The 11,679-nt window shown below is 62.2% G+C and carries 12 protein-coding genes and 1 tRNA gene; 3 read left to right on the top strand and 10 right to left on the bottom strand.

Annotation, left to right across the window (positions count from 1 at the left end; all coding sequences use genetic code 11):
• Positions 1–60: 60 nt before the first annotated feature.
• From NKJ37_RS16390 to cysK, 3 genes are read right to left on the bottom strand one after another with little or no spacing between them, the layout of a single operon-like run.
• Positions 61–417, bottom strand: coding sequence for a hypothetical protein (locus NKJ37_RS16390; RefSeq protein WP_023814183.1), 357 nt, complete (start codon positions 415–417; stop codon positions 61–63).
• A gap of 49 nt (positions 418–466) precedes the next feature.
• Positions 467–1,954 carry a pyridoxal phosphate-dependent decarboxylase family protein gene (locus NKJ37_RS16395; RefSeq protein WP_352774348.1) on the bottom strand — a complete coding sequence of 496 codons (1,488 nt, stop codon included), beginning with the start codon at positions 1,952–1,954 and terminating at the stop codon, positions 467–469.
• Between the two features lie 13 nt (positions 1,955–1,967).
• On the bottom strand, positions 1,968–3,056 hold the full coding sequence (gene cysK, locus NKJ37_RS16400) for a cysteine synthase A (protein WP_352628898.1): 1,089 nt from the start codon (positions 3,054–3,056) through the stop codon (positions 1,968–1,970).
• A 254-nt stretch (positions 3,057–3,310) separates the two neighbouring features.
• Here cysK and NKJ37_RS16405 point away from each other — a divergent pair, with 254 nt between their 5' ends.
• The 3 genes from NKJ37_RS16405 (at position 3,311) to NKJ37_RS16415 (ending at position 6,071) form a co-directional block, all read left to right on the top strand.
• Entirely contained in the window at positions 3,311–5,296 is a 1,986-nt protein-coding gene (locus NKJ37_RS16405; RefSeq protein WP_352774383.1) for a BTAD domain-containing putative transcriptional regulator, read from the top strand.
• Between the two features lie 127 nt (positions 5,297–5,423).
• Entirely contained in the window at positions 5,424–5,606 is a 183-nt protein-coding gene (locus NKJ37_RS16410; RefSeq protein WP_013528612.1) for a hypothetical protein, read from the top strand.
• A 90-nt stretch (positions 5,607–5,696) separates the two neighbouring features.
• Positions 5,697–6,071 carry a YkvA family protein gene (locus NKJ37_RS16415; RefSeq protein ID WP_352673179.1) on the top strand — a complete coding sequence of 125 codons (375 nt, stop codon included), beginning with the start codon at positions 5,697–5,699 and terminating at the stop codon, positions 6,069–6,071.
• A gap of 89 nt (positions 6,072–6,160) precedes the next feature.
• On the opposite strand, the gene NKJ37_RS16420 is transcribed toward NKJ37_RS16415, so the two are convergent.
• From NKJ37_RS16420 to NKJ37_RS16450, 7 genes are all read right to left on the bottom strand, one after another.
• A complete protein-coding gene (locus NKJ37_RS16420) occupies positions 6,161–6,469 on the bottom strand; it encodes a UBP-type zinc finger domain-containing protein (protein WP_352673182.1) in 309 nt (102 codons plus the stop codon).
• Positions 6,459–8,150 carry an FAD-dependent oxidoreductase gene (locus NKJ37_RS16425; protein WP_352774350.1) on the bottom strand — a complete coding sequence of 564 codons (1,692 nt, stop codon included), beginning with the start codon at positions 8,148–8,150 and terminating at the stop codon, positions 6,459–6,461. The genes NKJ37_RS16420 and NKJ37_RS16425 overlap by 11 nt, the downstream gene beginning before the upstream one ends.
• A 213-nt stretch (positions 8,151–8,363) precedes the next feature.
• A complete protein-coding gene (locus NKJ37_RS16430; RefSeq protein WP_352774352.1) occupies positions 8,364–9,095 on the bottom strand; it encodes a hypothetical protein in 732 nt (243 codons plus the stop codon).
• Positions 9,092–9,637, bottom strand: a complete 546-nt coding sequence (locus NKJ37_RS16435) for a hypothetical protein (RefSeq protein ID WP_352774354.1) — start codon at positions 9,635–9,637, stop codon at positions 9,092–9,094. The genes NKJ37_RS16430 and NKJ37_RS16435 overlap by 4 nt, the downstream gene beginning before the upstream one ends.
• On the bottom strand, positions 9,634–10,509 hold the full coding sequence (locus tag NKJ37_RS16440; RefSeq protein ID WP_352774356.1) for a ParA family protein: 876 nt from the start codon (positions 10,507–10,509) through the stop codon (positions 9,634–9,636). Before NKJ37_RS16440 ends, NKJ37_RS16435 begins: the two co-directional genes overlap by 4 nt.
• A gap of 354 nt (positions 10,510–10,863) precedes the next feature.
• A tRNA-Leu gene (locus NKJ37_RS16445) sits at positions 10,864–10,948 on the bottom strand.
• Positions 10,949–11,021: 73 nt separating this feature from the next.
• The gene (locus NKJ37_RS16450; RefSeq protein ID WP_352774358.1) at positions 11,022–11,642 is read right to left on the bottom strand and encodes a 2,3-bisphosphoglycerate-dependent phosphoglycerate mutase; all 621 of its coding nucleotides are present in this window, start codon (positions 11,640–11,642) and stop codon (positions 11,022–11,024) included.
• Positions 11,643–11,679 lie beyond the last annotated feature (37 nt).

Consider the following 11,679-nt stretch of genomic DNA (forward strand, 5'->3'; position numbering starts at 1 on the left):
GGAAGTGGACCGGACGGGCCGATCCCCGACTTAATTTGGGTCCAACGAAACTTCCGCGCTCTACGGCACCAGATCGATCGTCTCGGTGGAATGTTCCACGCAGATGAAGCAGCAGGTGTCGCAGGGCTGGTCATTGTCCGGCCCGACGCCGGCGGAGATGCTGTCATTGCCGTCGGCCCAGGCGCCGTAGCAGATATGTTCGCCCTGATTGCAGGACAGCGGCACGGATTTCTGCGACTCGGGTTCGATCAGGAACACCTTGTCATTGCCCGGCCAGACCGTCTCACGGTCGCGGCTGAACAGCTCGACCGCGACAGATTCCTTGCGCAGGTTCTTGACGAAAAAGGCCATGTCGGCGGCCTGCGCCGGGGCGGTGAAGACCAGCGCTGCCAGTGCAACCATACGAAACAGCGTCACGGCCTGGATCTCCCGAATCATCGCGGCAGAATCGCATGCCTGCCCGTAACTAGGAAGGCGCGGAACCCTGCGTTGCGATGTCATGCCCCAGCCACACCGTTTCATGCACCAGAAGGTCGAGATCCTCGCGCCGTGTGCGATGGTTGGTGATCGCCACGCGCAACCAGTGCTCGCCATGCACCGTGGTGTCCGAAAGGGCCGCAATGCCCTGTTCCTGCAGCCGCAGCATGATCTCCGTGTTGAGCGCCTTCAGAGCCTCGCCTGTCAGACCGGGCTGATAGCGGAAGCAGACGATGTTGACGGTCGGCGATGCCGCCAGCTGCAACCGCGGTGCGGCCTCGATCAGGCCGGCAAGATAGACGGCCTGAGCAATGTTCTGGTCGATCAGGCGGCCGAATTTCTCGACACCGTGCTCCTTCAGTGCCATCCACACCTTCAGCGCGCGAAAACCGCGCGATGTCTGCAGGCCGTAGTCGTGCAGCCATTCGCCGGAAGCAAGGCCGCGCGGCGTCGATTCCAGATATTCCGGCGTCACCGCGAAGGTCCCCCGATGCGCGGCGGCATCCCTGACCAGGGCGCAGCCGACCTCGAACGGCGCGTGCAGCCATTTGTGCGGATCGAGCGCGACCGAATCCGCCCGTTCGATGCCGGCGACGCGATGGGCATTTTCAGGCGCAATCGCGATCAGCGCGCCGATGCAGCCGTCGACATGGAACCAGAGGCTTTCCTCATGTGCCAGCTTCGCTAGCGCCTGCAAATCGTCGATCGCCCCGGTGTTGACCGTGCCGGCCGTACCGATGACGCAGGCCGGCTTGAACCCTGCCGCGCGGTCCTCAGTGATCGCCGCACGCAAGGCATTGATATCGATGCGCAGCCCGGCATCGGTCGGGATGCGGCGCAGTGCCCGGTTGCCGAGGCCGAGTGCCTCCATCGCCTTGCGGTGGCACGAGTGTATCTGCTCCGAGCCGTAGAAGCGCAGCGGCTTTTCGATGGCGGCGACACCGTGCTCACGCACGTCGATGCCGGCCTTGACGTTGCGCGCCACGGTCAGCCCTATGATGTTGGCCATCGAGCCGCCGCTGACCAGCGTGCCGCCGGCAGAAGCTGGAAAGCCCAGCATCTCCTTGCACCAGTTCACCACCTGGCTGTCCATCAGCCCGGCGGCGTGGTTGCCGCCGCCGAGGTTCGAGCCCTGTATAGCCGCCAGGAAATCGCCGAGCGCGCCGGTGAAGTTGCTCGACCCCATATACCAGGACCAGAAGCGCGGATGGATATTGCCCATCGGATAGGACATCACCGTGCGGGACACCTCGGCATAGACAGCATCCAGCGGCGCCGGGGAGCGCGGCAGCGGCGCCGAGAAGGCCTTTCTCACATCGGCCGGCATCTCCCGCCAGACCGGGCGGTCGCGCACATCGCGGAGATAATCGACCGCATCGTCGATGACCCGGTGCGACAGGGCCTGCACATCGGCCCAGTCCAGGGGATCGAGCGTTTCCTCGGCCACCAGGCCGAGGTTTTCTTGCACGGCCTCCATACCAGATCTCCCGTCAAGCCGCGGGAAACTGACAGCCGGGCGTCGAGCGCGACAGGGCGGCCTCCTCGGCATCCATCTCGGCCTCGATGCCGTCGAACAGCGGCGTCGACATGTAGCGCTCGCCGGTGTCGGGCAGCATGCACAGGATCACCGCCCCGGCCGGCGCCTTCTCCGCGACCTGCCGTGCCACGGCGAAAGTGGCGCCGCCGGAAATGCCGGTGAAGATGCCCTCTTTCCGCGCCAATTCCCTGGCCCATTTGATGCCCTCGGGTCCGGCGATCGGCATCACCTCGTCATAGAGGCTGGTGTCGATCGCCTCCTGCAGCACGTTGGGGATGAAATCCGGCGTCCAGCCCTGGATCGGGTGCGGCTCGAAGGCTGGATGGCTGGCGGCCGGGGCACCATCGGTGCCGCGCTGCTGCACCTTGCCGCTGCCGATGAGCTGCGCGTTGGCCGGCTCGGAGAGCACGATGCGGGTTTCCGGACGCTCGCGGCGCAGCACGCGCGCCACGCCGACCACCGTGCCGCCGGTGCCATAGCCGGTGACGAAGCAATCGAGCCGCGAGCCGGCGAAATCATTGACGATCTCGCGCGCCGTCGTTGCCTCGTGGATGGCGGCGTTGGCCGCTGTTTCAAACTGGCGGGCAAGGAACCAGCCATTGGCCTCGGCCAGTTCCACCGCCTTCTTGTACATGCCGAAACCTTTTTCGGCGCGCGGCGTCAGCACCACCTTGGCGCCCAGCATGCGCATCAGCTTGCGGCGCTCGACCGAAAAACTGTCGGCCATGGTGACGACCAGCGGATAGCCCTTTTGCGCGCAGACCATGGCGAGGCCGATGCCGGTGTTGCCGCTGGTCGCCTCGACCACCGTCTGGCCCGGCTTCAGCGCACCGCTGCGCTCGCCCTCCTCGATGATGTTGAGCGCCAGCCGGTCCTTCACCGAGGCGCCGGGATTGAAATACTCGGCTTTGACGTAGATCGTCGCGTGGGACGGTCCGAGATTGTTGATGCGAACCACCGGCGTGTCGCCGACGGTGTCGAGAATGCTGTCGAACAGGCGGCCGCGCCCGGCCGTGGTTCTGATCTTCTGCTGCTGCAACATCTTGGTCTCCCTGATTGTCATCGTGTTTTGTCTTCACGGGCCGGTTACAAGCCAGCGGGTTGGGCGGCGAGGTTTGGTGACCTTGCCGCGCTAGGACTGACATGCCGCACAGCGGCAATGGCTGTATCCGGCGCTGAAATCCGCTGCCGGATGCGCCGTGTCGTGTTTGGTGATACAGGAGAGGCCGACAGGCCAGCGTGGGAGCAGGCGTGGAAACGCACGTGGAATCCAACCGATCGAGGCTGGACGGCGACATGCCGGACCTGTCGGTGCGCCTGCTCGGGCCGCTGATGATCTCCCACGACGGCGCTCCGGTAGCCCTCCCCGCGTCACGCAAGCTGCGCGCGCTGCTCGCCTATCTGGCGCTGGCGCCGCATCCGGTCGGCCGCAGTCGCCTGTGCGAGTTGTTGTGGGATGTGCCGAACGACCCAAGGGGCGAACTGCGCTGGTGCCTGAGCAAGCTGCGGAGCGCGCTCGACGCGGTGGGCCGACAGCGGGTCGCGACACAGGGCGACACGGTCGCACTCGATCTGAGCGATTGCCTGGTCGATGCGCTGGAGGTGAGCCAGGCCGCCACGCAAGGGCTCGGCACCCTTGATGTCGAGCGCTTGCGGACGCTGGCCAAACTGTTTGCCGGCGATTTCCTCGACGGGCTGGAGCTCGAGCGCAGCCCGCATTTCAACAGCTGGCTGACCGCGCAGCGCCGCCGCTTCCACTCGTGCCACGTCGCCGTGCTGGAGCAACTCGTCGGCAGCCTGGCGGCAGACAGCGACGAGGCGATCGCCCATCTCGACACATGGGTGGAACTGGCGCCGTTCGACCGGCGTGCACATGCGGCACTTTTGGCAGGTCTGGCCGGACGCGGCGAGATCGGCGCGGCTGAAGAGCATCTGGCGGCGGCAGAACAGTTGTTCAAATCGGAAGAACTGGATTTCGCACCGCTTCGCGCGGCCTGGCGGGCGATCCGTGACCGACAGTCGGGCATCTCGCTTCGGACGGCCTGCCTGTCCACACTATCGCCATTGGTGGCCAAGCCGACCGCACCCGGCCCGGTCGAGCCCAGCCATGCTTCGCTGGCGGTGATGCCGTTTGTCGAGGAGGTCGGCGGCGCACGCGGCGGATTGGCCGACGGTTTCACCCACGACATCATCACCCGCCTGGCCAAGCTCAGGGACTTCTTCGTCATCGCGCGCGGATCGGTGTTTGCGCTGGCAGAGCAGAACATCGCGCCCGAGGATGCCGGCCGCCGGCTGAATGTCGACTATGTCGCCACCGGCACGGTGCGCAGCCCGTCCGGCCGCCTCATCGTCAGCGTCGAACTGATCGAGGTGCGCAGCGCCAGGATCGTCTGGGCCGAGACCTTCGAGCGCAGGCCCGATGACATCTTTTCCGTGCTTGACGACATCGGCAACAGCATCGTCTCCTCGATCTCGGCCGAGATCGAAACGGTCGAGCGCAACCGCGCCATGCTGAAGGCGCCCTGCTCGCTCAACGCCTGGGAGGCCTATCATCGCGGCCTCTGGCACATGTACCGCTTCACCCAGGCCGAAAACGAGCAGGCGCGGCATTTCTTTGCCCAGGCCCTGCAGCTCGACCCGACCTTTGCGCGCGCCTATGCCGGCCTGTCCTTCACCCACTGGCAGAACGCCTTCCAGCGCTGGGGCGACCGCGACCGCGAAAGCGCGCTGGCCTTCGAGAGCGCGGGGCACAGCCTGCTGGTCGACGACCACAATCCGGCCGCGCATTGGGCGATGGGCCGGGCGCTGTGGCTGCGCGGCGAGCAGGACGGTTCGCTGCTCGAACTCGAGCGGGCTGTCGATCTCAGCCCAAACTTCGCGCTCGGCCACTACGCGTTGTCCTTCGTGCATTCGCAGTCGGGCGACCCGCAAGCGGCGATCGGCTCTTCCGACCATTCGCGCCATCTCAGCCCGTTCGACCCGCTGCTGTTCGGCATGCTGGGCGCACGCGCCATGGCGCATGTCCGGCTCGGCCAGTTCGAGGAAGCGGCCGAATGGGCACTGAAGGCGGCGGCGCGGCCCAACGCCCACGCCATCATACTGGCGATCGCCGCGCACTGCCTGGCGCTGGCCGGACGGCTCGATGAGGCGCGCGGCTTCGCCGCCGCCATTCGCAAGACAAGGCCGGACTATTGCGCCGACGATTTCATCGGCACCTTCCGCTTCGAGCCGGATGCCGTGGCGCTGTTCCGGCAGGGCGCCAGGCTTATCGGGCTGAACTGAAGCCTGGCATCGCCATCTGGGGCATCGCTTGGGAATTTCGCCTCAATTCCGCTGGGTTAACGAAGTCGGAAGGAGTTGTTTAACCGTTCGCGGCTATGTCACCGCGTGGGGGACCGACAAAGTGAGTATGATGAGCAACAGCCCCGACAAGCGCAATGAATGGCGCGCCATCTTTTACGTGCAAGCTCGCGTCGCCATCCTGTTTGTCCCGGTGGTTGCCAGCCTGCTGATCATAGCGGCGCTTGCCGGAAACGAACGCAAGTCCGTTCCCAGCATGATCGACCCGACCGTCACCGGCTCCGTGCGGTAGACCAGCGGTCATCGGTTCTTCGAGACGCTCCCGGAGGCGGGCGCCGGGCGTGCGCTATCGGCGGTTTTCATTTGGCGTTAAAATCATCCGATGGCACTGAATGAGTGGGCCCGAACGATCAAGCGCGATGTGCATGCGCTCTACCTCGCCGCTCGCGATCCCCGAACGCCTTGGTATGCCAAGGCGCTTGCCGTGTGTGTTGCAGGCTATGCCTTGTCGCCAATCGACCTGATCCCCGATTTCATTCCGGTGATCGGCTATCTCGACGACGTCATCCTTGTCCCTTTGGGCGTCCTTGCCGTGGTCAGGATGATACCGCCCGAGGTGATGGCGGAACACAGAAAGACCGCCGCGCTGGCCGCCGCCAGGCCGGTGAGCCGCTACGCGGCGGTGATCATTGTTTGTATCTGGGCTGCCTCGATCGTGCTGGCCGGGTGGCTGGGATATCTGTATTTCGCCGACTGACTGCCAAGCCGTTCTGCAGGGGGGGCGGCCGCCAAGAAAGCCCGGATGGATCGCGCTTTTCTCGGGATTCCTTCGCCATCTGGCGTCGCTCAAACAAAGCGCGGGATCGGACCGTTCTGCGGGGTTACATCGTCGCCAAGCTCGATAAAAACCTCGTCGACATAGCACCATGCCCAGCCTTCGGGTGGATCGTAGCCCTCGATGATCGGATGCTTGGTGGCGTGGAAATGCTTGGTGGCGTGGCGGTTGGGCGAGTCGTCGCAGCAGCCGACATGGCCGCAGGTGCGGCAGAGCCGCAGATGCACCCATTGCGACCCACTCTGCAGGCATTCCTCGCAGCCGAGCGCGCTCGGCGTCACCTTCCTGATGTCGCGCGTATGTCTGCATTCATCCATCATGCTCTCCTGCCATTCGAGGTGTATCGGCGTTGCCGCGCGCGAGATATGCATGCAATGCCGCGACCACCTGGGCGCCTTCGCCGACAGCCGCCGCGACACGTTTGACCGAGCCGGCGCGGACGTCGCCTATGGCGAACACGCCGCTGCGGCTGGTCTCCATCTGCGCCGATCCTATGTCCGAGCCGGTGCGCACGAAACCTCTGGCGTCCAGCGCCACATCGCAGTTCGCCAGCCAATCGGTATTCGGATCGGCGCCGATAAAGAGGAAGAGATGGCGGATCGAGCGCGTCGTTTTCGCGCCGCTGGCGCGGTTGCGCCAGCGCACTGTTGCAAGATTGCCCTCTTCGCCCTCCAGAGCCTCGATTTCGGTCCCGGTCAGCACCTCGATGTTCGGCTGCGCCCGGATGCGCTCGACCAGATAGCGCGACATGCTGGCATCGAGGCTGCCGCCGCGCGCCAGGAGCGCCACTTTCCGCGCATGACTGGCCAGATAGACGGCCGCCTGTCCGGCCGAATTGCCGGCGCCGACCAGCGCCACTTCCTGGCCCGCGCAAAGCCGGCCTTCGATGGGCGACGCCCAATAATGCACGGACGTTCCCTCGAACCGCGCCAGATTGGCGATGTCGAGGCGGCGATAGCGCGCGCCGCTGGCGATCACCACGCTGCGCGCGCGCACGGTCTCGCCGTCGCCGACATCGAGCAGATAGCGGGCGCCTGACGCGTCGGCGGCAGCGCTCAAAAGCTTCGCCTCGTCCGGGATCACCATTTCGACGCCGAATTTCTGCGCCTGGTTGTAGGCGCGCGCCATCAGCGCCATGCCCGAAATGCCCGTGGGGAAACCGAGATAGTTCTCGATGCGCGAGGAGGCGCCGGCCTGTCCGCCGAAGGCACGGCAATCGAGCACGATCGTCGACAGGCCTTCGGATGCCGCATAGACCGCCGCCGCCAGCCCTGCCGGGCCGGCGCCGACGATGGCCACGTCATACACCGTATCGGCATCGATCGGCCGCAGCAGGCCGATGCAGCGGGCGAGGTCCTTTTCACCGGGGTTCATCAGCAGCCTGCCGTTTGGACAGAGCACGATCGGCAGGTGGTGCGGATCGACCTCGAAGCGTTCGACCAGGGTTTTGGCGCAGGGGTCGCTGCCAGAATCGAGCACGCGGTGCGGCTGGCCGCTGCGGGCCAGAAAACCCTGCAGCCGCAACACGTCGGCATTGCCAACAGGTCCGACGATGATCGGTCCGCTGGTGGCGCTTTCCAGCAGCCCGACACGGCGCAGGATCAGCGCCCGCATGATGCGCTCGCCGAGATTGGCCTCCTGCACCATCAGGTCGCGCAGCCTCTGCGAGGCGATGACGAACGCCTCGACCGGCTCGGCGGCCTGCGCATTGACCAGCGAGGGACGGGCCGAAAGCTGCGCTAGTTCGCCGACAAAGCTGCCCGGACCGTGCGTGACGATCGTCTCGCGCCGGCCAAGCCCGCCATCCTGGGTGATGTCCACCTTACCGGAAAGGACGACGATCAGGCCGGGCGCCACATCGCCTGCCGTGACGATGTTCTCGCCGGCCGCATAGGCGCTGGCCTCGCCGAACCGGCGCATGCGGTCGATGTCCACCTCGGCCAGCGTGGGGAACGCCTGGTCGCGGCGGGCACCGAAGATCTGGGTGGTGGATTGAGCCATGGTTGAGCGTAGCGAAGCGGGCGCGGAGTTTAAAGCGGTTTGTGAGGGACTGGCCGGAAGGGGAGGTTTGGATGGAGCTCCCGGAGGTCGTAGTCTTCGAGCTTGATCCGAGGATACATGGCGCTGCATCATTGCCAAAAAGGCTAGGACTGCTTCCTGTGGCCTTCGTTGGCTAGCTTGCCTCGTTTTTCATACGCGTCAACGGCCATTCGCTCAAGAAGCCGAATCATGAGATGCCCAAACGCTGCGCGCTGTCGGCGGCATGGTCCTGAGAATCAGGCTTCGGTCCGCGACTTGAAACCGCCGAACACGCTCATGGTGAAAGATGGCCAAGAGGAAATTAACGGACGCGGCACACTTGCGGACCAGCTCAGCATCAGTTTTTGCTGCATCGATATCGAAGGCTATCTTTCCAAGCGCTCTTCTCATCTCCAAATCTCTAACAGAACGACCGTGCACGCCAGCAGACAGATCGCTATATAGGCTGGCTAGCCTAGCTATCGCATCGAACTTTGCTTCCGTCTTTAGGTACTGAGGATGATTCTTAGCATAGTCATTTAGTGATTCAATTGTCACATACCATTTTATATCGCGATTCATTCGCATGAATTCAATTGGATGGTCACTGAAATAAATATGTCTCAAAGCATTCTCGGCAATACCACGGATTAGCAGCTTGGCCGTCTTACTAAATCCGAGCAAAACCTGAGGCAATATTTGTAAAGCATCCGATGCTATTTCCTCAAGGAACACTCGCCCGTGCAATGGCAACCCTTGAAGCCTAAACCGCCAAAGTATGAGGGAATATGTAGCATTGTGAATCGCCTTGGCTTGATCCAGCAGATCGTTTGATGGTTTGGCCGGGACTATGCGGCGCTCTTGCAGCAGAGCTATCACGTTCGACAGGTCAGTTCCCAATGCCGCCGAACTTGACCGTCTGTTCATTCGGCGGTTCCATCGCCTTTGATGATGCTTTCCCACTTCGACAGAAAGCTTCGCCTCTCCGATTCCTTGGGTGGCCGCCCAGCAAGGGCGTCAAGTCCATCCCTCATTGACGACTCCAACGCCTGTTTGGTTCCGGGGTCACTTGCTTCGATGAACTCGATTATTCGAGCAGCGATGTCGCTCCTCGACATCTTATCAAACCTATTGGTCCTCAAACTTGGAAGAATTCGCCCAGCAAATCGAGCCAAGTCCAGGTTCTGCGGAAAGAAGGTTTTCTCTCTGAGCAGGTCGAATAGATGCATATCCCGTGACGCTGCTTGACGACGCGGGCGCTTCGCAACTGCACTCGGCATCTTCACGTCGGAATCCGACCGTATGGCCAAGTCAAGATACGCATTGATTATCGGAGCAATAGCCGGATGGTGGAAGTCCGCTATGTCGCGAAACTGCCGAAGATCTTCCTTAGATTTGCCTGCCGCTAGTGCAAGAATATCCTTAGAGAATTTCAGCCACGCCTCGTGTTTTCGATCTGACGCCATCATTTTTCAGCCCGCTTTAGAAATTCCGCAGTGATTTTGAGATATTGTTCTTTCACCTTAGATGAGGCTTTGTTAAAATATATCATCGGTCGGTGATACTCTACTGATTCCGCAACGTGGGTAGACAGCGTAGACATGCTCTCAAAAACAGCGCTTTTGCGAGCTTTTCGCAAGTCGTTCATGATATTCTTCATTGCGGTTGGCGTAGGAGTTCTAACGAGTGAGAATATTATACCAATCTGCTCTAATTTCTGCCCTGCGTCCGCAGTGTAGTCGTGGATGTAGCGCTCCAGCAGGGGCAGACCGAGCACCGACAAGGGATCAGGCCTCATTGGAACTACATACTTATCGCTAGCCAGAATTGCCGCCTCCGTAAAAATTGAGATGGTTGGAGGGCAATCGAGGATGACATAATCGTAGTGAGCAGCCTTCTCCTTAAGGTAGTGTTTGAGCTTATCTTCAGTCTTGCGAGGGGAGGTTTGGATTTCGACAAGATCCAAAGTCGACGGCAGGAGATCGAGGCGCCCCTTGCCTCCACGCGCAAAACCCGGCTTCGCACCATCGTAGATGGTTAGTATGCAAGCCGAGAGGTCCATCTTCGCCTTGTTCTGTGGCTTAGCGAGGCCGGTTGTGGTGTTTACCGCCCCTAGTGAACGCGGGACGAAGACATCTCGAATTGTGCCTTTTGAATTGTCACTGATATGACTCAGATAACGGTCGTCCTGGACGAGGTATTGGGTAGCGTTGAACTGAGGATCGACGTCGACCATCAAGACGCGCTTCTCATGCACCGCGGCCAAGGTAAAAGCGACATTCACAGCCAGCGTTGTTTTTCCAACACCGCCTTTCATATTCATAAAGGAAACGACTTCCATCCGTCCCACCCCCGGGTAACTCTAAGCGCCCCGGGGCTTATATCATTGGTTTTATGTGGGTCCTAGCCACCGTGACCAAATAGGTTACCGTGTGTGGCTTTGGTTTGCATAAGCGGCATACTTTAGCTGTACCGGCTCGCGTCAAACCTCTCAGTCGGTCGACATCCGCGATTCTGACCCTCACTCTCGTGGGACTGTAGGTCCCTTGCTCAATATCCAGGCGAGGGGCCTTCAACGTCGGACCGGTGCGGTGCCAATCGAACGCCAAGTACTCGCTCCTTTGTGACACTTAGGGGCGAATGCAGAACTCCGAAAAGATATATCTTACCGATCCCGTTGGTAGTCGGGAAAAAATGGTGCCCAGAAGAGGACTCGAACCTCCACTCCTTGCGGAACACGGACCTGAACCGTGCGCGTCTACCAATTCCGCCATCTGGGCTGGTGCGGGCTCATGTAAGCGGGCAAGCGATTGCTGTCAACGCGCTTTTTTCGCGGTTGCTCCGTTCGCCGGCTCAGTCGTCCAGCACTTCCTTCGAAGCGACGGTGGAATCGGCGTTGAGCTGGTAGATGACCGGCACGCCGGTGCCGAGTTCCAGCTTGACGATCTCCTCGCCCGACTTGCCGTCGAGCGCCATGATCAGCGCGCGCAGCGAGTTGCCGTGCGCGGCGACCAGCACGGTGCCGCCGCGCAGCACATGCGGCTGCAGATCGTGCAGGTAATAGGGCCAGACCCGGGCGCCGGTGTCCTTCAGGCTTTCGCCGGCGGGCGGCGGCACGTCGTAGGAGCGGCGCCAGACATGCACCTGCTCCTCGCCCCATTTCTTGCGGGCATCGTCCTTGTTGAGGCCGGAAAGGTCGCCATAGTCGCGCTCGTTGAGCGCTTGGTCGCGGATGGTCTTCAGGTCGCTTTGACCGACGGCGTCGAGGATGTGCTGACAGGTCTTTTGCGCCCGGATCAGCGCCGAGGTGAAGGCGATGTCGAATTTCAGGCCGCGCGCCTTGAGTTTCTGGCCGGCGTCCTTGGCCTCGGCATGGCCCTGCTCGGTCAGGTCGACGTCGCGCCAGCCGGTGAACAGGTTTTTCAAATTCCATTCGCTCTGGCCGTGGCGCACGAGCACGAGGGTTCTCGACATGTTTGCTCCCTTCAGGTTGGGCAAGTTGGCAGATTGG

Source organism: Mesorhizobium sp. M0140, assembly GCF_040322475.1.
Taxonomy (GTDB): domain Bacteria; phylum Pseudomonadota; class Alphaproteobacteria; order Rhizobiales; family Rhizobiaceae; genus Mesorhizobium.